The organism is Paenibacillus sp. FSL H7-0943, assembly GCF_037963265.1.
In the GTDB taxonomy this organism is placed as follows: Bacteria; Bacillota; Bacilli; order Paenibacillales; family Paenibacillaceae; genus Paenibacillus_AQ; species Paenibacillus_AQ odorifer.
The window spans coordinates 2,480,160-2,501,247 of sequence record NZ_CP150148.1; the positions used below are offsets into that span (position 1 = coordinate 2,480,160).

A 21,088-nucleotide genomic window follows, 5' to 3' on the forward strand; every position below is an offset into this window, starting at 1 on the left:
TTTAGACATTATGTGGTAGCAGAAATATTTGCTAAACTGAATGCGTAAATTATCAGGAGGATAGTAGATGATACGAAAAATAATTAAATGGCCTTGGTTTACTTTTTTGACATCGTAAAATGTCCATAACCTCAAGACGTTATGAACAAACTCCAGCGTAAAATCGTTATCTTTTCGGGACTTTTAGTGCTAAAAAAGGTAGGTAGGTATCATCAGTTTGTACTGTTAAAGAACAATAAATAGATTTAAGTGGATGCGAAAGCTCAAGTGGGACAAGCTAGGGCTTTTTGCGTCAGTTTCATAAATTAAGTTATGAAAGAGTTGCGGTAACCAGGTTACATTCTAGTAGAATAAAAATATGAAATGAGCATGTTGGAATATTTCCAATGCACTTTGAGAAAGGATGAGTGGTGTGGGGAAACACATAGGAAATGAAGGAATGAGCTCGGAGCAGCTTGCGAAATTTTTAATGAGATACGGGGTAGATATTACTAGACAAGGAATTGATAGAGAATATGTAGAGAAGGCTAAATACTTTAAGGTAACCAAAAATGAATCCGGAAAAATATTATTTGGTGAAAAAGAAGCGCAAATTATCGCTAAGGTGCGTCTGTTGAAAAATTTCTTGGGGCTTAAAGATGATACAGTCGTGACTATTTTAGGAGTTACTAAAATTGATGTTATTGATGATAAACACTTTACTTATATTTCAGCTGAAAGCGATGAGAGTTGGTTTAACCTATTTCACATGGAATTTAGTAAGTATTATGATCACCGGAAAAAAGTAATTATTAAACGGCTAGAGACTGAAAGGGAACGGCATGGCAACAAGTGGTTTGAACAGGTGAACTGGCTGGAGTTATACGAGCAGTATAACAGCTTTTATCTGCTTGCGGAGTTAGGTCTCCATGATCTTATTGACCGGATTGTTGATGAGATGTACAAGGATAATAAGATATTTCTGAGTGATCTGGCTTATGATATATTTGAACGATTTAATAGTGAGGTTAATCACCGGATAGAACAATTGAGCGCGATTGTGGATAAGCAAATAGAAGAGATGACTGAATTAGGCTTCCACAGCTTTGCTGACTCACAAAAAGTATATCCGGAGTTTATTAAGGAAAAATTCAAATCGGAGAATCTAGCCTACTTCCAAATTTTGATCGAGAAATCATTAAATAAGATCTATCCGGCGGGGAGCATGAGCACACTGCTGTATGACGAGGAGCTATTAGCAACATTATTCCTGAATGAATGTAATGACCATTTGCTGTTGATGGTACTGGGCGACAGGATGATTACAGAAGAGTATAAGAAGAAAGCCGTCCTGGAAGGAACTCTTAGCGGAGAAGCGTTTGAGGCCTATATTCACGATCTTCGTCAAGGTCTTTCTGTTAAAGCATATAATGAAAAATATAATACATATCTTGAAAATAACTACATAAAAATTAAAGCCTGCTCAGTTTACTTACTGAATGAGTATTTGTCTGACAAGGATTTCAAATATTCACTCTCCAGTATTCCCGTTGCAGAGATAAAAAAAGTGGCCGAAGAGAAGTTTGGCTTACAGCCGCCTGTTCTTGTGAAGAAGCGGCCTGAAGTGATAGTAGAAAGCAAAGCACGCAGAACACGAGCCAGGAAAAAATAAAACTTATAACAGTAATGATTAAGGCGATTCACTCCCGGGTATTTCGGAAGGCGGTCGTCTTTTTTTTGTATTCCCTCTTCCCAAGAGTAGATTGCGGTTTTGTATACTGTGCTTAACAAGTAATCAAGACAATAAAACGAAGAGGAGAGGTTGTTATCATGACAACAGGAACCATTGTATTTATGGACATGGACCATATCAAAGGAATCAGATTTAGTGAGTTATTTGGCAAAGAAGAAGTACAAGCATTATCCATTGTGCTAAGCCCCGTACAGGCTAACTTCTTGAACAAGGACCAGTCCGATATTACGCTGGAGAATAAGCAATGGTGCATGGACAATAGAAATAAAGTAATCGTCAAATCCGGGATCAAGGGCGGAAATAAGGATTTTATCGTAGCATGTTTAGCCGGGATGCTGCAGAAGGGAGTGATAGTCATGAATAGAAGTATTTCACTCTCATCTATTGTAAAGGAGTATCATAGCCGAGGTTATGCAGAAAATAAAAATATTATTTATGCATGCTCATTAATTGAGCCGGAGGCAGGGCGGGATTTCATACATGCGGGTCTTAAGTATATATTAGTACGTAGAATAAGGAAGACTACATTCAGAACTAAGTATAATAGCTATAGAGAGTCATACAGATATCCGCTTCAATTCGATCAAGTGCTAGATGAACCAGAAATTATTACTTTATAGGACTGGCTAGTGTTTTATATGAGAGGGGTAATAGTAATGCGTAAGTTGTATATAGCGACCCTCATTTCGGTCACGTGAATGTGATTAAGCATAGTAATCGTCCGTTTGCTTCCATTGAAGAGATGGACCAATCACTGATCAGTAAGTGGAATAGTGTCGTGGAATCAAAGGACCAGGTGTATATTATCGGCGATTTTCTTTTTAGAGCCCGTAACACTCCCGGTTATTATCTGGACCAGTTTAAGGAAAAAAAGCACTTAATACGGGGGAACCATGAACAGTGGACGAAGAAAGCGGATATGGAGAAATATATTGAGAGCGTGAGTACATATCTTGAAATTGACGACGGGGATAAACACATTGTTCTCTTTCATTATCCCATTGGGGAATGGGCGAGATACTATAGAGGCAGTATTCATATATTCGGGCATATCCACAACAGCACGCAAAGCCCCGTATTCAAACAGTATCTGGAGGAGGAAAGAATGCTGAATGCGGGTGTGGATATTAACTATTTTTTTCCGGTTACTTTAGATGAGCTGATCAGCAACAATAATGAGTTTCGGAGGCGGTATCATGATAACGGAGGGCCCGGCATTTGATCTGATCTCGGATGTCCATTTGGACTTTTATGTGAGTAATACCAATGCGAACCGCTTAGAGCAGCGGATTAACCGGTTCGTAGAAGGCATTCTTCCGGATGATCCTGCGGACACACTTGTGATTGCCGGCGATCTGGGTCATTACAATGTGCAGAATGTAATCATGCTGGGAGTGCTGCGGGAATATTATCAACACATTATTTTCGTCCGGGGCAATCATGATCTCTATCTAATCTCTAATAGCCAAAAGGAAATGTACCAGAATTCTTCGCAATCACGCTGGCTTCATATGAAGGAACTGGCAGCAGATATCCCCGGCGTATATGTGCTTGAAGGACAGACCTTGCAGCTCGGTGGAATAATATTCGGCGGCACCGGGATGTGGTATGACTACAGTTACGGTATACAGGTACTGAAGCAGAAGGTCTCATGGATTCATGAGGTATGGCGGACAAGAATGAACGATATCAATTATATTACAGACATGCCTGATTTCCAGCAGGAGCGGGAGCTGCTTGACCCCATTCTCGATAAAAGCGATGTTATTGTCACTCATATGGGACCAGACTGGAGTCAACTTCCGCTGAAACATCAGGAGGATATTATACAAAGCTTCTATTTCTTTGATGGTGCAGCATGGTTACCCCGGTTACACGGGAAGACATGGTGCTTTGGACATTATGGTGCTTACGAGAAAGAGGGCTGTACTTTTGTGAATAATGCACTGGGGTATCCGTATGAACGCAAAAAAGCGAAAATTATAAAGGTTTGGTTAAATGACATGTGTTATGGAGCAGCAGAATGATGAGCTTGTACCTATGTGCGGGGGGGCGAGTTACCTGGAATCATAAGCACGATTGCCCTGCTGAGCTGGAATCCTACGTAAGGAACAACGCTTTTCCCCAGCCCCTATCGGAGTAGGATGAGAGCAAATACTTAGGGATGATGGCCGAGGGAGATGCCAAAGCACGAAACCTGCTAATTCCGGCTTGAAATTGTTATCTTTTCGGAACAGTTAGTGTTAAAAAAGATGGTTAGGCAGCATCAGTTTGTACTATTTAAGGAACTAAATAGCTTTGCAGTGGTTAAAGAAAGCTCAAGTGGGACAAGCTTGGGCTTTTGTTCTGAAAACAGTGGGTATATATACTTATTTTGGAGGAATGTGAAATAAATTGTCGAACTCTATCCTATAGTGGAAAACAGTCTACGAGGAGGAAAGAGTATGAAATTATATAGCTTAAAAATAGAAGGATTCAGAAGACATTTGGAAACAGAGGTGTTATTTTCGGACGCGACATTCTTGATAGGTGAAAACAACATTGGAAAAAGCTCAATACTAAATGCTTTGAATATTTTACTCAATGATGTTAAGAAACTAACTGAAGAGGACTTTTTTGCTCTGCGAGAAGAAGGACTCAGTACCAATACTCGTGGAGTAGACACCATTACTTTAGTAGCAGAGTTCCGCGATATACCAACAGAAGCAAGAGGATGGACTGGATTTAAAGGTCGCATACTCAGTTTCACTAATGATGACGGTGAGCAAGATTATAGAATTATTTATAGAAAGACTTTTAAACCCAACACTGACTGTATTATTGAGATGCGTGAACAATCAAAAACAATAAAAACTGAATTCGAGCAGTGCCAGACGATTCAAGCTTATATTGATGCAGATCTGGACATTTCGAGAATTACAGAGCGAATTGCGCATATAGCTCCAACAAAAAGATTAACTCAAAAAGAGCATGAACTAATAAAAGAAATGGAAGAATTATATGATTTTGATGAGCAAAATGAAGTTTGGTTTACTAATCCAGGTGGAATACCTGCCAATGTATTGATGAGGTTACCTAAGTTTTTACTTATACCGGCCCAAGATAAAGTGGATGAGTTATCTGCAGCGGGAGGTGCGTTGCATACCACTTTAACCCATCTGTTTAATGATGTCAGAGACGCCTCTGATCATTTTAGACAGGCTCAATTACATCTGGATTTATTAGCTGCAGAGTTAGACCCGGAAGATGAGGGAAGCGAATTTGGTCAGATGATGTTTGAACTTAATAGAACCGTTAGCGATGTTTTTCCGAATACTGGCCTTAGAGCGATTACTAATTTAGCAGAAGCGGATAAAGTTATAAAACCTCAATTTAAAATTTCTATGTTCAGTAACATTACAACGGGAGTAAATATGCAGGGGACTGGTATTATCCGTTCAGCAGTATTTGCTTTGTTGAGATATAGAAATATAAGGGAGAATAGAAGAGGGACAAACCAGAGTAGACCTTTATTAATTGGTTTTGAAGAGCCAGAGATATACTTGCATCCGAATGCAGCTAAACAAATGCGGGAAACAATTTATGAATTGGCCAGTGCACCTAATAATCAAATTGTTTGTACTACACACTCGCCTTATATGATTGATTTAAGTAAAAAACCGCTTCAAATTCTAAATTGTCTTTCACGTACTAACGCAACGCTTGCAGTAGGGGAACGGCACCTAAACGTTGAAAGGTTAAAGTGCACATCTTTCAATACCAGTGAAGAGTTCAAAAAACTTCAACATGAAGACAAGACTTACGTTAAAATGCTGCTTAAAATTGATGATTATATTTCAAGAGTGTTCTTCTCCAAAAACGTTTTAATCGTTGAAGGAGATACGGAAGATATAGTTCTTAGAGAAACTATCAATCGGATGCCATCGGTTGTAAAGAAAGATATTGAATGTAATTGGCAGATTGTTAAGGCAAGGGGGAAGGCAGCTATAATAGCTCTAGTAAACTATCTCAGGGCAATGGGGATTAATCCAATTGTTATTCATGATAAAGATGAAGGGGTTCCACGAGCAGAGGTATTTAATGATCCGATTTTAGCAGCAGTCGGAGAAGAAGATAATCGAATTATGCTTACAAATTGTATCGAAGACATTCTTGGTTACCCAGCCCCCTCTAATGAAAAGCCATACAAAGCATATAAACATATCACTGAAAATTGGACGGAGGATTGGGAGTCAATTTCAACTCATTGGAGATTAATCATTGAAGACGTTTTTAAAGATTCATTTAGCCTAATAACACCTACCAATAGGCAAGCTGCTGATATGGCTGCAGCAACTGCAGAACAGCCAGAACAGCCAGAACAGCCAGAACAGCCAGAACAGCCTTAAACAGAGCAGGCTGCTTAGCTCCTTTTTTATGTTCCGAAAATTAGAAGTAAGGGGGAAGCTTAGATGATATTTAGTATTATATCCGAGTATCATAAGCAGTCTTTATTGGATAAACATCATAGGTTCTTATCGTGGGAACATTGCTATAAATTTTTTAAAGACAACCATACGTTCTTTTATGAAGAAAAAGTAGTAGATCATGCTTCCTTACACTTGGCTTTTTATTTGGCTAGTTGGGGTATGCTTAGAGGAGGGACGTTTTTACTTCAGAAAGACTACAAAGTTCATGAATATCTTTTGGAAAAAGTGTTGGAAAATTGCCTTGGGTCCCAATTAAAGGTCAAAAAGCAGGCGTTTAAACTACATGTTGGGCTAAAGGGAGACTGGGGAAATCTGCATAACCTGACGGAAACAACAGGATTTGAAGCGGATATAAACAGTTGCCCTAAACTACTGGACCACAAATATATTTTGCTTGCAGACCGGTCGTATGGCAAATATGAGCTGTTTAATCGCTACCAAGAGCAAGAAGAACGGCAGTATTTTGTGATTCGCCTTCGAAACAACCCAACATTTACGAATCTGGTCCCACAAGAGCGCAAACATCATTTAAGGGGAGCATTGAGCAGGATTTAACTTACCAATTGGGAAAGAACAAGGCCGTCACCCAGAACCGATTTCGGGTAGTTATCTTAAAAAATCCTAAGGGAACCCCCATCTTGCTCGCCACCAATACGCATTGGCACTCCCCGGAAGCATTGTAGGAAAATATATAAAACGGTAGCAGATTGAAGTTTTTTTCGCTGGATTAAACAGCATTTAAACATCCCAAAATTGTTTGGGACAACAGGAAATGCTGTGTATGGACAACTGTATGCGGCCTTTCTGGCGTCATGGCTAACCGATGACGCTGTTCTTCCGTAAGTTTTGTTGGTTGTCCAGGAGAATGATCCATCTCTAGACCTGTGAGCCCTTGAGTTTGCTAGGCTTGCCAATAAATACTGATTGTTTGACGCGCACGGCTAAGTAACTCACCGATTTCGTCAAAGGTGTGTCCTTCGAGTCGAAGGCGAACCGCTAGATATCTTTCATGAAGCCGTTTGTCTGAGATTTGTTTCATTGCTGTATTCAACCGTTCGATCTCTTCGTTGCTCATTTTCATCGCCGCCTCGAGTTTTTTTACTAGGTATTACCCGAATCGGTTACTGGAGAGATTATGTTGGTTTCTTAATTACCTTCTATTTAGATAGGTATTAACTTCATTTTATGTGATATCTAGTTGGAACATCATTAATATCTCTTCTATAGAACTAGATAAAAGGATTTAGAATTATAATGTAGAAATTTGGGAAAGGAATTTCTATTAAGAGAAGTGAAGAATTTCAATTTATGAATTATATAAGATGAGGGGCAATTATATACTCGCTATTAAAATAACAAATTTGTTATTTACTTAAAAAAGTATGAAGAATCCTAAGTTTAATAATTTAATAAGACAAGTAGGAATTCAAAGGAGAAGGTTATGAGCTTTTTCATAGAAATGATAAATGTTAGCATTGGTGAATCTTACATTCTAAATTTTGCAAATGATAAAAAAATGGTACGAATACTTGTTGATGGTGGCTCAGAGGGTAAAGGAAATAGTATAGAAGAACTTATTTTAACAATTAAATCGTCTGAATGGTTGAAATTTGAAGGTACTGAAGCACCTGAAGGGAAGCATAATAAAATTAATGGTATTATTGTAACCCACATTGATGATGATCATATTGGCGGTATTATAAAGTTGCTTAATCACGTTGAAGTAGAGAAATATATCGATTTTAGCCAAGAATGTTTTATTATCTTTAATGATTTGGTTGATTCATCAACAATAAGTTATAAGCAAGGCAAAAGGTTAAAAGAAATCATTGATAAGTATCCGAATCTTACGTTGGTTCGGAGTTTTGAACGAAATAGAAAATTTGATATAAATGGATTTGAAATATTTATACGTAATAATAAACTTAAACCCATTACAAATAATACTAGTAATATTATTTTAATTGATATATTGCTGCCTGAAAAAGAAACATTAAGAAAACTAATGAAGAGTTGGCTAGTTGAAAAAAAAAATTCCAAATTAATTAATCAATCTTCGCTTGTGTGTATAGTTCAGTATGAGGAAAAATCGGTTCTTCTTTCTGCTGATAACTTCATTCCTACTATAGTTGAGTATTTAAAGTCAATTGATTATAAGAATAAGATAGATTTAATGAAATTGGCTCATCATGGTGCTTTTTCTAATAATAAAGATATTCTAGATTTATCTCGTAATATAGGTGTTACTAAATTCTTTTTACCAATTACAATCCCAAATAAATATCATCCGAGTTCTTCGATTTTAAGAAAAGTTCTAGAGGAACAAAATAATGAAATTATTTTTCCAAAGCAAGTTAGATGTAAACTAGGAAAGATTGAATTAGATGTAAATATTAGCAGTCGGATTCTATACAAAGATAAAATTGATATTTGAAAGGAAAATATGATTAATGCTAAATAATATAGTCAAGGTTTCAACATTTAACAGTATGGCGACAGGAATTATTCTCCCATGTAACCTTAAAGGCGATTCCACAGATTCAAATCATATAATAATAACCCCGCTACATTTACTAGGTTCAAATAAAATTAATAGAACTGAGGTGAAAAATAACGTTAATGAATATGTGGATTTAGAAATCTTTGACTCTAAACATAGACCAATAGATAATCATATTCTAGATGTATTCTTTAGTAATTCTTTATTAAAAGAAGATGACATTCTAGCTTTCTTAGTTAAGATAGAGCCAGGCAATATATCATTAAATCAAAAGGTAAGCTTTGAAAATTCATTTATACGTCAAAAAGTTGAAACACTTGGTTTTCCAGGGATTCTTAAAGAAGAAATTAATAATAAGTTAATACTCAAAGGAGAAATGGATATAATAACCATACCTGATAACCCTATTTTATCTTATAGAATAATGGATGATTACCATCATTATTCGGATTTAAAGGATCATCAAATATTAGAAGGATTATCAGGAGCTCCAGTGTATTCGGAAGATTTAACATTAATTGGAATGAATCAATCTATTCCATTTATACATAATGAAGGGAACCCATTTAAAAATATTTACTTTATTACTATTAGACATATTCTTAATTTTTTGCGAGAGTCAGGATGTATTCTATATGAGTATGAGGAGAAAAAAATTAAAATAAGATGGATAAAAGACCAAGATAAACGAAGTGAAGAATTGTCCCTACTAATAATAGGTGGAAGTGGTGCTGGGAAATCCTCTTTTATAACTTCGTTTGCTTTGCATAAAGAAAAAATAAATTCATCAGGTGATGGACAAACGACGAGAACAGAAGTTGAATACAAGTTGAATAGATATGAAGAAAATCCAAGAGCAAATGTAATATTTTTAAAAGAAAATGAATTCCGCGAAAAAAGAAAAAATGATATTTGGTTAGATATTATCTCATTTATGTTTGTTAACGTTTTTAATTTTAAAGAATTGGATATTTATGAAGATCGATTGAGCTACATGAAAGAGTTAAGTACTAAACTAAGATTAGTTAATGAAGAAAGAATTAATAATGGAAAAATAAAGATCGGCGAAAAAATCCTTGGAATAACTATACCGCTAGTAAATAGTAAAGGAGAACTAGACAATAAAACGCTTGTGGAAGAATACTTGAAAATTCTAGAGGAACTTTCCAATATAAGTGATGTAATTAAATGTCCAAATATATTCAATGATGATTATCTGCTTAATCTGGAATTTGAGATGATAAAAAGGAAAGAGATCGGAAGTATATCAAATGACAAAGAAGATTTTGAAGATTTATATAGTCGTAGACTAAAAGAAATTATGCTAGATGATCCAACAGAAAATGAAAAAAAAGAAGAATTAATTAGTCTGATCGTGAAAAAAATATACGATTATCCAATGGGAAATATTGAATTAAATGAAATTGAATTGAAAAATCAACTTATGAGAATTTTATTTGAAAAAAAAGGTTTCTTTTCAATAGAAGAGTTTAATTTTTTATTTGAGAATACTGAAAGTGGTGTTTTGCTAAAGATGGAAGAATTAGCAAAATTGACATTAGATACCGAATCAATTAATTACTGTGATATAATTCATGACATTTGCAAAGGAATGAAAAGCTTAGAGGATAATTTTTTTGAAACTAAGCTTGAAAAATTATTGGATTCTTTCTTTTCTTGTATTTATAAAGTGATAAATGAAAATTTAAATTTCTCAAACCGAAGCGGTAATACTTTAACACTAGAATTTAATGATTGGAGTAAAGAAAATCAAGAACTACTTTCAAAGTCCTTAAAGACCGTTTCATTGCAAATAAAAGATAAAAAACATGGATTACTTACTAACAGAATAGACTCATTAACTGCAATGATTAAAAAAGTGATAATTTACGACTCGTTCTCAAATGATTTTGCTCTTATGTTTGATGATTTAGACATTAAGACTCTAAGCCTCATCGATACGCATGGTTTAGACCATATTGAAAAGGGAGTTAGTAAAAAGAGGTTACTCAAAGATTTCTTTAGTGAACAAAAAGAAAATAGAGAAAAGAAGCTAGGTAAAGCTAAAAAAGCGATTGACGCAGTTTTTTATTTGAAAAAACTAGATTCAGGACGCCCAACTGAATTGGATTATATAATACCGTTAATTTATGATGTGGAACCTCAGGTTACTTTATATTGTATATTTACGGGAATTGACATATTTAATTTGAATAGCAAAGATATCAATACTTCATGGAAAGCGGGAGATATTACCTCTCCTAAAGCAGTACAATATCTTTTTTCCTCAGATTTAGAGGAAGCTTTGGATAAGCGGCTAAAGTTTAGTACAGGTAAAAAGAAGATTATTTATCATACACTAAGGGGCAATATAGGAGCATTTTGTGGTACAGGTAACCCAAAGTTTCATAATATAAATAAGCAACGCATAAAAAAAATATTAATTTCTATTTTGATTAAAGAAATAAATAGCTTAGATATTATCTCAGAAGAGTTAATTGATGCCTTGAATGTGGGAAGTAAGGATTATCAAAAAATAAAGGAAGAAGTAAAAAGTTTGCTTTTAATGTTTTTTGATAAAGCTTCAGTAACTAATTGGAAATCTATGCGCTGGAATACAGTTAAAGCTAACGCTCAGAGAGTAAGCGGTAAGAAAGATAATCAGTTGGGTTACTTAGGAGTTTATAGACATAGATGGGACATGATCTTTCAAGATTCATACAATGAAATATTTTCCGATGAAAGATATATAAAAAATGTGGTAGACATTTTGGGAAATCATAACGAAAAAGTAGAGACTGCCCTTATAACTTCAAGAGAGAATTTTCTCGGACGTAGTCAAGAATTGGCTTTTAGGAAGTCTCCTAAAGATCCAGATTCATTTAAACATATACTTGTCAGCCTCTATGACGACAAAGAGAGAAATCCGTTCAAAAAAAAAGGATCATTTGGGGATAATCAATTGAACGAAAGTGACTATTTAAACGACGTCATGAATTTTCGTAAATTGGTAACTCAAAATAATAATCTAGATAAATTTGCTGATTTATACATTAAAAAATTACAAAAGACTCTTCAAGAAGAGCGAGAGTTAAGTATTCAAAATATTCTCAAATATGATGAGAGTGTTTATTCTGGAATTTTATCAGCGTTTAATGAAATAAAGCGGATTTTTGAAGTCGATGATTTTAAAGCTTATTCAATTTTCAAGGATATGGCTAACAAAGTTATTTCTTTAAATAAATAAAGGATTATTTACTGGGTTATCATTGTATTTTGCTGTATTATATTGATTTGAATAGTTGTCGAAGCTAACGATTTCTCGCTAATTTCTTTGCCGTTAAGCGCAGATTCATATTTATGCTGTGTGGATGCTCATGCCTGCAAAACGATGCATATTGAAGAAATAGAAAAGGACTCCTTAAAAATGCAGAAACGCGGAGCTGAGGATATGAGAAGAAGCGAAGTATATAATGAGATTGTTTTATATAACGACGCATTCACTAATCCTGTTGCTGTATTTTTGCTTGAAACGGAGGATACTAGCGAGTCAAGTCTACGCCAGGCAGAGAGACTAGCCGAAAAATTGAATTTACCGTTAATAAGAATTTAAGTTTTTTCAAGCTTAATGCACCGCAAATCTACAAAGTGTGGATGCATTCATGATAGGGAAATGCTTTCTCGGTAACAAGATTCACGATCCGAAGTAATAGGGATTATGTGAGTATACATAAACCCTCATCAAGCTGTATAAGTCGATGAGGGTTCTATGTACATAGACTCTTTAACCCATCAAGTGTATATTATTTACGAATTTACTGATGAGAACCTCGCTTAAACCCATAATAGCTGTGAAAATGAAATTGCCAAACTGTTCAGGGTACTTTGTTATAACGAATAATACTGCTAAAATAATCAATACTTTAAATAAATCATTTCTCAGTGCCATGTGATTTCTCCTTTTAAATTGTTTTTATAAAATAACGTTGTTTTAATAAAACAAAAATAACATGTTTGATGAATGTTGTCAATGAAATACATCAGTGTTGACTTTTGATGACAACGATTTTATCATAAATATATGAGGTGTTAACATGATGACCTATAGTAAGCTTCTTAAAAAGTACATTGAAGATTCAGGCTTAACGCTAAATCAAATCGAATCTAAGTTGCGTGACAAAGGACTAGCTACTAATAAAGCATACATTAGCAAACTGCAAAATGGTAAATTGCCTCCTGCTGGTGATGAGATCAATAAAGCTCTTGCTGAAGTTTTGGGTGGAGATGAAGAAGAAATTATTTTGAGTTCTTATGTAGAAAAGGCACCCATACTTAATGTAATCATCGATAATTTATTCAATTCATTTAAGTTCATGCTCCTGGGTAATAAAGAACTGTTTCTGGCATTAGCTAGACCGCTTGCGAATAACGTAGAAGAATTAAACGAAAATTATGAATCAACGATCGAGCTTATTATGGCGACTATAAGTCTTAAAGAAAAAATAGAAATGATAAAATCACTTCCGGATACTTTTGGAAAAGGAAACCTTGGAGTGATGACTGATTTTCAAGACGGTGTAATAAAAATAGATCCATCTGTTTTTTTGAGTGAAGTGGAGCAGGAGAAATTTCGCGCTCTGCATCAGGAAACCAAAAATACAGTATTAACAAATCTCACTCCCGGGGAAGAATTATATGTAATTAAACAGCTTGAGCTGTACAGGGAGATGAAGCTTGAGTCTTCACGAGAATCATGAAGAATAAATAGAATTTTATACAGCAATTTATTGGTTTTTAAGTCATATGGGTTATTTTTTATCTTTAAAATCAGTGTATAACATCAGTAATTGAATAGAAACGGGGGAAGAACCTCTGACACTGGCCGGTCCAGTGCAGAGGTTCTTTTTTTGCTTATTGACTAAATACCACAGGGCTTTTGAATCCCGATTAAGTCAAATTAATATCAGGAAGTGATTCTCTACGAATGTTTATTATTAATTAAAAGATTGAATCTCGACAATTTTTTGATCCCTATGCAGTTGCGTTAAATAGTACTATTTATATCAAGTCTACTACTAATTATAGAGAGGGGAATATACAACGAGGCTAAAATGTTGAGTAGAGTGCCATTTAAGTACGTAGAAACAGTCATTCTTCTGAGGGGGAGATCAAAGAAAGAAACATCTAATAGAAACCCTCAACCTGTATATCGAATCATATAAGTTAAGAGGTTTGACGGTAGTTTGTAAGAATAAGAAAACTTTTTTTGTTGTTCGTCAAACATTTGCATACTCTTACCCTGAGGAATAATCAAGTAAGAGGGAATTTCTTTTCTGGTTACTATCTTAGGGTTAACTCAAAACTAGGAGCAGCTTTTCCTAAACCCTTTAACAACAAAGTGTATTTTAACTTTGCTAGATTTTGAAAAGATATATGAAGGTGTTTGATTTAGAAGCTGTATTATGTATAGGGAGGTTTACGCAATGGGGAATTTCACAACAGTGGTGTGTGTATAATTGTTGCTTGTGTACTCATTTTTATAGTCTGAGCAAAGTTAAAAGAACGGCATTTAGAAGACGAAGCGATAGAGCCTACCCTGGTATTGATAGCAATTTACAGATTTCTTTAAAATATCGCACTGGGCCTATAAGGTTCGATTCTCATAAGGTTATAAGAAGGAATGGAAGTGTTACATATCCCACCTCCTCTAAACGATCGGAAGCTTTGATAAAAAATACGCTTATTCATTATGAACCGATTTACAAATTTTTTGTTCTTTCGTGCATGTTATATCCTTGTTTATTTTCACCAAATATATAGAAAAGATAAAAGTAAACCAATCATTAATTTAATTGTTTTTTTTGTTATGAAGATTAATTTTTAAACATTATATAATAAAGGTTATTGTGACTGCAAAGTATACAACAATATTTTACGTATTTAGAAAGGATATTATGAATGTATACTATGCATAATACTGTATAATCGAAAAAAGTACGTTTTCTCATTTAAAATGAAACAAAAGGAGAGTAATAACTAGTGGGACTGATTTTTCTCATTTAAAATGAAACAGAGCTCCTTATTCTATAAGGATTTTCTAACAGTGAATTCTCATTTAAAATGAAACATCACAGAAAATGTGTGGTGGATCACCAAAGCTGCGAAAACGACCAAGAAATCTGCGAAAAATGGCTCATGAAAAGTGAGAAAAATGGTCGGCACTCAATATTTTGTATAAATATTCATTTAGGTATATTTATATGTTGCATTGAATAATTATTCAAATGTTGTTATGTGTTTGATTCAAGCAAACAATTATATTATAACTATACAAAAGGTCCCGATTAGGAAATTTCCTATATCGGGACTTTTATCTGATGTTGGATAAAGCCACTCCACTAACCCTAAGGAAGTATTCCCTCGAAGGGTGTGCATCCACCTGTTTATCCAATACCATACTGTAGTGTATTACAAAAATGCACTGAAGGGGCCCTTCTGAAGTGGGACATCGCTTTAAACAAGGCTTATCAGACTTTGTAGGAGATTAAGGAGGAGCGAAGAGAGTTCTTTACTACCAACCTTCTGGTCCAGCCATCCATCATCCGCGCTATACCAGGCAGACCATCAACTATGTATTGCAACAAAATTTGTACTCGCTGGTTCCACAAAGGGAAATATCCATGTGCGTGGCCGAATCTTGGAAGTCGCAAAGGAACTTCAGAACGCATTCATCATCTGCCGGATAAGAGATTGTGAAGGGAATGAGTGAGGAGTAATATTTCACATTTAGAAAGGCGATGTGTTGCAATCATAATTATTTATACGAAGACCAGCCCGGTTTACTATTTACATGTAGACGACACCCTGTCTTTGTTGAAAATTTGAACTACCACTATGTTCCTTTTTCCTGCTCTGGTGAATGTATAGTCGATTAAGACAATTGAGTCAATCACAAGCTTTTATATAAGCTCTCACAGTCTGGGGGTCATAGGGACTGTAATCTGGAATCAACTGACTTTTTTACTTATTGTACAGACAACACAAGGCAGTTGAACAATATTCCTCCGTTAATGAAGATCACGAAATTGCAAAGCAACTTTTATATGCTTATTTAAACCCTCAGTTGCCTCTTAATGATAAATTAGAGCAAGCAGAGGCGCTACATTAATATTCAATAGAGCATATTTATGCTGAATTTTGCAATGACATTCACTTTGTTTTTCTTTTGTTTCTAAGATTAAATACAATATAGTTTTATTCTCAGAAATTTGTATTGGAAAAATAAATAACTATTCAAAAAGTCCCGATTAGGAATTTCCTATATCGGGACTTTTTGAATGTAATAAATTATGTTTGGCATTTTTTATTATGTCGAATATCTTTATTGGAATTATAAGTAAATGAGTCGATGACTCTCATATTAGGGAGGGAGCAATTAATGCCGCAATTTGCTTTTTTGGAACCGTTTGATGGTTGTGAGCAGGTTATCCCTAGTGGAGAGCTAGAAGAAATAAGCGAGCAGAGATTTATAATATGAGATACAGAGAAAATAACTTCTGTAGAAGTAGCCAATTTGAGCGTCAGAAAAGCCATTTAATTTGCCCAATCTGTGATGAGCGAGATTTTTTCGTATCAATGAAATTTATTGCGGTATTTATATAAGTTGATGATATAAATGGAACATCAAGTACAAAGGGCATTTTAATGATGATTGCTCCATTGGACTGTAGAAACAATTCCTGTGGATGTTTGAGGCTGTCGAGTGTGAGGCTCGAAGATACCTAAATGTATTTTCCCGTCGGCCTGCTCCCTTAAGGGAGCATTTTTTATTTGGTATAGCGTCAAGATATCGGGATTGAAAGGACGCATTACATACCGTATAGAGAAGTTGCTGTGAGTTGCAATTCAAATTATCATCGTTTGAAAAGCACGTATTGGCTTCATTCAAGACATAGTCTCTCTGCGATCCGCAGGCTGAGCGTCAGTTGCAGAACGTTCTTTATCTCAGTCTCAGTCTACTACATATTTTTCAATGCTTATTTTTTCGTGCCCAAAAAGCTGATGAAATCAACTGCTCCAGTTCACCTCTTTATTTTCATAACATTTTTTTGTTTTGCCTGGGCTTACTCTTCACAGGAAAAGCCCATTTATACATATAATGCAGCAATGATAGCAGGGAGGTAAATCACTTGAGCATAAACAGCAATATTGACATCGTACAAAGAAAGATCGCACCATGCACAGGACCTTTGGTCTGTTTTACATTAATCGGTAAAGGTGATTATAAGATCGAAGCTGTAGTTGAGCTTTATTCGCTGAAAGGCAGTGAGGTTGACCTTGCAAGAGTTAAATTCAGGATCGGAACTTCATACATGGTCATTGAAGGATCATCGATTGACCGTGTGCTGTCGGACAATAAAAGTTTGGAGCAATCCACCTGCTTTGTATCCGGGATACATGGCTGTCCGCAAAAGTTCCATGTATGCATCAGTTACGTGCCAGCGGTCGACCGCCAGAGCGGGAAAATATATGTCCAGGGATTACTTACAGACCGATATGGCCACTCTCCCAAATCCGTTTCCTATTTAATCGCAGAATGGCAGGGAATGGCGAACCTCTGTATCACGAGGCTATGCGGCGCTCCTATAACAAGCTCTCCGATATGCGGTCCGCTGAGAATGGATATTGAACTTTCGAAAGATTTTGTGAAGGAGGCTAATTCCTGCCCAGCAATTAATGTGGCTTCCATATCTTTCGTCGATATAGCAACAGGTTTAGGTTTGGTTCAAGCCTACAAGGTGGGAAGGAGACAAAAGGACCCAATCTTTCTGTTCAATCAAAATCTGGAAGAAAAATACGTCGCATTATTTCCGGCAGGAGGCCCTTTTTCAGATAGTGTTGTTAAAGAGATCAGGATTAACAGTCTTCGCATGACCATTCCGAGTGCAGAAGTATATGGGAGCTTATGTATAGATGGATATTACTTAGCGCAAAATAAATGGCATTGCATAGAGCCGAATTTGTTAAAACAATGGACTTAAATATTAGTGAATGAACTCACATCAACGGATGAGGTGATATATCATTGTTTTATAAAAAAATGAGCAGTCGAAGCTTATTTGAGGCCGAGGATGACCCTTCTGTTGGCTGGAGGGGGTATCGACCTCGTGAGGGGACATACGAGCGGGATACTCTGAGTTTGGTTGAAGCTTGGGGCGATAAGGGAATATTCCTGTTTGCGGCAATTCGTCCGCAAGAAAATCAACTTTTAGATGCTTTGGAAGAGTACGAGCGAAACAGAAGAGATTCCGATGAAATCCAGCTTATCTGGCTGAACACTATTGAGCTTGACAAATGTAGTATCCTCAAGATCGTATCTGGTATTGGGGGAATGAAAGTAAAAGAAAATCTAAATGTAATGATAGGAAATGGCGCCTATGAATTAGATATTGATATGAGCGTAAAAGTTAACTTTTTGTACGAGGACATGAGACTTGATTTATGCAATACCACCTCTGCGTTTATTGATTTTATGAGCAATGATAATGCAAGCATTGATGGAGGAGTGATCCATCTACCGTTTGCCGGCAAGGACGCCGGGACCTTTCGATTTCGCATCGAAATACCCTCTGATTCTGTGTTTGATGAGAACGGGAATTTTAATGTCGGACTTAAATATTTTTATGCGCAACAGAATGGGCATACCACTGCAACTGAGGAACATAACTACCCGGTTTTTGAGAAACAAGATGGGAAGTGGCTTCATTATCTGGTGTCTCTGGATGAGCTTGATCCATTTAACCGGAATTATGAGACTCTGCCTGATTTAGGTCTTCGGTCTTATCTAGCCTTTGATCCATCGACGGATGCATTGCCCAGTCATTTCCGAACCCCATTCGGTCATACTATAGAACTCCAACCAGATGTCCGATTGGAACCAAATGTTGAAGGGGTACTGCCGCGACCGTTGCCTGGCAGTGGATTGCTGGTGTTATCTCCGAAATATAAAATAGCGGCATTCGAACCGGCATATACGGTCCCACAAGGGAACTTTTACCTTTCGGTCTCCGATGCAGAACCGTTTGCAGGAGCTATGCGCCTGCTTTGTGGCAGCACTGGAACGGAAACCATTGCTTTTGTACCTCAAGGCAATGGTTACAGAGGTGACCGCATGGAGTTCATACGGGGCAAACCTGCTTTCTGGTCCTCTGATCCAGCCGGTAGCGAAACAGAACAACCTCCAGAATTAACGGATGAGGCTTATACGTCCTGGATAGCAGTACGCCCGAGCGACAACCGTATTTTCGAGGCTCCACCAATCACTTATTCGGCACAGCCTGAGGATGATCCTCATTACCGCCCGGCGGCTGAAAGTGTTAGTCACTTTCATGAACCGGTTATCTTCGATTGGACAAGGGATACAGATAACAGTATACCTCTGGTTCCTCTTCTCGGGGTTCAACGGAATGATGAAATGCAGCTCACACAGGCGCTTACATTGGAGCGGCGAGGAATTGCCCCGAATCGCAAGCAGCGTATGAACCAACTCTCAGCGAGATCAGCCATCAACAGCACTGCCTTTACAGATGGCCTTTCGAGCACACCGCAAGGCTTGTTTGTTCAGGACATCGCCGGACAGTGGTCGGAATTAATTATCGGGCAGAACATCCGAAACGCAGCAGGTCTCGTTCCGGGGGCAGCCGAAGCATGGGACATGCTGAAATTTACTAACCCTTCTGCGACTTTCCGAAACGCCCTCTTGTCCAGCAGGCTCTTTCTTGTCGTTTCAATGAATCCCACGGCTTCGCCGCTATGGGAAAAGTTTGATGACCTGGTGACTATATCGGGTTGGCCCTTCAAACTGACAGTACCGGGTGGTACGAATTACCAGAATATCCTCATCTTCAAATTTTGCCAAGGATCGTTGTTGGATGGCATCGAGCAGCCCGGACGTTGGACGGATGGTGAAGCATTCAATCAAGCAGGGCAATTGGGCATATTATCAAAGTGGTTGAGCGATTACTGTATGGGTGGAGCGGCCGAAAATGAGATTCCCCCAGAATTGGTTCCATTTTACCGGATGTGCCGTGATCCGAAATGGAACGGAATTCTTGCTCTCAATGTGGATATTATACCGGAACAGATGCCGGATGATTTAATAGGTCTTATTGGCGGCATTAAACCAGGAAGCCTGCGCGCACACCATGTGGGCCTCGATTCCAGCCTGGTGGAGTGGGATGCTGTTGCCGGCCTGAAATTGGACAAGCCAAGCTCGCTATTCGGGTATGTCAGGTACGAGGATCTGGATACTGTCGATTGGGACATTCATACTTACAAATTTCGCGTAACCGAGCTGCAGGCCCGATTTGTAAACACAAAAATTGAATTGTTCCACGCCAAAATTGAGCTGCTTGTGCGTACGTTATATGGGAGTCCAGTAATAGTCAGTGAGGATGGTGGCCCTGAGTTCCCAAAGCCTATCCTTACTTTATACGGATCGATGGAGCAGCATGAAGGTGTACCTACCTATGTCTTTCAGACGAAGACACCTGTGCGTGCAACTCTCCAGAAACTGGTTCTCCCACCAATATTACAAAACTTGCGCTTAGACAAAATCAGCTTCCAGACGCTCGACGCTTCGGATAAACAAAATATAAAGACTGTATTTTCCATATACGGTTCGAAAATTTTTCTTGATAAGTTGAACCCAGAGGTTGATCAGGTGATTGATTTGTTTGGCTATGGAGTCGATGAGGGTTTGTTAGGTCTCTTGTTTGGCAACTTAAGGGTCACAATGGATTTTGACATTAATGACCCCGTAAATTCCGGTAAGTTTGCTTTTGATATCTCACAAGTCTCCCTCGATCCCGCCAAAAGCAACGGACGTCCTGGCAGCTTGGGCGCCAACTTTCCGCTCCGTCTTCGCTATCTGGTATCCGTAGAATCTGTGGCTGATTGGAATAAGCTTGGTTACCGTGATGTGCCCATTGCCGGATTGCCAAACCATAATGCTGCAAACGGACCATGGTACGGACTCGGTTTTGACTTCGAAATGGGTACTCTTGGCAAGCTGTTGCCCGAGGGCATGCTTGTCGGCAATTTTATTGCAGGCTGGAATGCAGAGGGGAAGTTTTATTGCGGGCTCAAAATACCAGGGCTTGATCTGGATAAGGAAAAGGGGCTGCTGGCTCTGGAGGAAATGTTGGATCTGAAGTTGCCAAACGATCTTCAGCTTGCTTTGACCAGTGATGGTTATCTAATGAGCACTCAAGCTGCTGTACGATTGTTCGGGACAAGCTACAAGACTCAATTTACGATCTTTCAAGCCAGTAATCAAAAAGGACAGATCGGCTGGTATCTAACAACTGTCTGAAAGGAGAGCGAGAG

11 protein-coding genes and 1 pseudogene are annotated in these 21,088 nt (G+C 37.3%); 11 read left to right on the forward strand and 1 reads right to left on the reverse strand.

The genetic code is table 11. The features are described 5' to 3' along the window. The first annotated feature begins 412 nt into the window (after positions 1 to 412). From NSQ55_RS10690 to NSQ55_RS10715, 6 genes and pseudogenes are all read left to right on the forward strand, one after another. On the forward strand, positions 413 to 1,651 hold the full coding sequence (locus tag NSQ55_RS10690; protein WP_339173132.1) for a hypothetical protein: 1,239 nt from the start codon (positions 413 to 415) through the stop codon (positions 1,649 to 1,651). Between the two features lie 158 nt (positions 1,652 to 1,809). Next, entirely contained in the window at positions 1,810 to 2,352 is a 543-nt protein-coding gene (locus NSQ55_RS10695) for a hypothetical protein (RefSeq protein WP_339173135.1), read from the forward strand. A gap of 59 nt (positions 2,353 to 2,411) precedes the next feature. Continuing rightward, positions 2,412 to 2,954 (forward strand): annotated as a pseudogene (locus NSQ55_RS10700) (metallophosphoesterase); the annotation flags it as partial. Next, positions 2,929 to 3,759 carry a metallophosphoesterase gene (locus NSQ55_RS10705; protein WP_339173138.1) on the forward strand — a complete coding sequence of 277 codons (831 nt, stop codon included), beginning with the start codon at positions 2,929 to 2,931 and terminating at the stop codon, positions 3,757 to 3,759. The pseudogene NSQ55_RS10700 and the gene NSQ55_RS10705, both read left to right, overlap by 26 nt. Before the next feature lie 417 nt (positions 3,760 to 4,176). Further along, positions 4,177 to 6,120, forward strand: a complete 1,944-nt coding sequence (locus tag NSQ55_RS10710) for an AAA family ATPase (protein WP_339173141.1) — start codon at positions 4,177 to 4,179, stop codon at positions 6,118 to 6,120. Positions 6,121 to 6,183: 63 nt separating this feature from the next. After that, positions 6,184 to 6,756, forward strand: coding sequence for a transposase (locus tag NSQ55_RS10715; RefSeq protein WP_339173144.1), 573 nt, complete (start codon positions 6,184 to 6,186; stop codon positions 6,754 to 6,756). 346 nt (positions 6,757 to 7,102) lie between these two features. Here NSQ55_RS10715 and NSQ55_RS10720 read toward each other — a convergent pair whose 3' ends face one another. Further along, on the reverse strand, positions 7,103 to 7,276 hold the full coding sequence (locus tag NSQ55_RS10720) for a hypothetical protein (RefSeq protein ID WP_339173146.1): 174 nt from the start codon (positions 7,274 to 7,276) through the stop codon (positions 7,103 to 7,105). Between the two features lie 366 nt (positions 7,277 to 7,642). Here NSQ55_RS10720 and NSQ55_RS10725 point away from each other — a divergent pair, with 366 nt between their 5' ends. The 5 genes from NSQ55_RS10725 to NSQ55_RS10745 all read left to right on the forward strand — a co-directional run bounded on the left by NSQ55_RS10725 (position 7,643) and on the right by NSQ55_RS10745 (position 21,074). Next, positions 7,643 to 8,635 (forward strand): MBL fold metallo-hydrolase, encoded by a 993-nt coding sequence (locus NSQ55_RS10725; protein WP_339173149.1) that lies wholly within the window; start codon positions 7,643 to 7,645, stop codon positions 8,633 to 8,635. Between the two features lie 16 nt (positions 8,636 to 8,651). Next, positions 8,652 to 11,948, forward strand: a complete 3,297-nt coding sequence (locus tag NSQ55_RS10730; protein ID WP_339173152.1) for a hypothetical protein — start codon at positions 8,652 to 8,654, stop codon at positions 11,946 to 11,948. An 847-nt stretch (positions 11,949 to 12,795) separates the two neighbouring features. Then, positions 12,796 to 13,458 carry a hypothetical protein gene (locus NSQ55_RS10735; protein WP_339173155.1) on the forward strand — a complete coding sequence of 221 codons (663 nt, stop codon included), beginning with the start codon at positions 12,796 to 12,798 and terminating at the stop codon, positions 13,456 to 13,458. Positions 13,459 to 16,890: 3,432 nt separating this feature from the next. Then, positions 16,891 to 17,742: a hypothetical protein gene (locus NSQ55_RS10740; RefSeq protein WP_339173158.1), complete on the forward strand. Its 852-nt coding sequence runs from the start codon at positions 16,891 to 16,893 to the stop codon at positions 17,740 to 17,742. Positions 17,743 to 17,786: 44 nt separating this feature from the next. Further along, a complete protein-coding gene (locus tag NSQ55_RS10745) occupies positions 17,787 to 21,074 on the forward strand; it encodes a hypothetical protein (RefSeq protein WP_339173161.1) in 3,288 nt (1,095 codons plus the stop codon). Positions 21,075 to 21,088 lie beyond the last annotated feature (14 nt).

What these genes read in the sequence shown, in the direction of transcription:
- NSQ55_RS10695 (WP_339173135.1), top strand. Translation starts at nt 1,810, where the DNA reads ATGACAACAGGAACCATTGTATTTATGGACATGGACCATATCAAAGGA.
- NSQ55_RS10705 (WP_339173138.1), top strand. Translation starts at nt 2,929, where the DNA reads ATGATAACGGAGGGCCCGGCATTTGATCTGATCTCGGATGTCCATTTG.
- NSQ55_RS10710 (WP_339173141.1), top strand. Translation starts at nt 4,177, where the DNA reads ATGAAATTATATAGCTTAAAAATAGAAGGATTCAGAAGACATTTGGAA.
- NSQ55_RS10715 (WP_339173144.1), top strand. Translation starts at nt 6,184, where the DNA reads ATGATATTTAGTATTATATCCGAGTATCATAAGCAGTCTTTATTGGAT.
- NSQ55_RS10720 (WP_339173146.1), bottom strand. Translation starts at nt 7,276, where the DNA reads ATGAGCAACGAAGAGATCGAACGGTTGAATACAGCAATGAAACAAATC.
- NSQ55_RS10725 (WP_339173149.1), top strand. Translation starts at nt 7,643, where the DNA reads ATGAGCTTTTTCATAGAAATGATAAATGTTAGCATTGGTGAATCTTAC.
- NSQ55_RS10730 (WP_339173152.1), top strand. Translation starts at nt 8,652, where the DNA reads ATGCTAAATAATATAGTCAAGGTTTCAACATTTAACAGTATGGCGACA.
- NSQ55_RS10735 (WP_339173155.1), top strand. Translation starts at nt 12,796, where the DNA reads ATGATGACCTATAGTAAGCTTCTTAAAAAGTACATTGAAGATTCAGGC.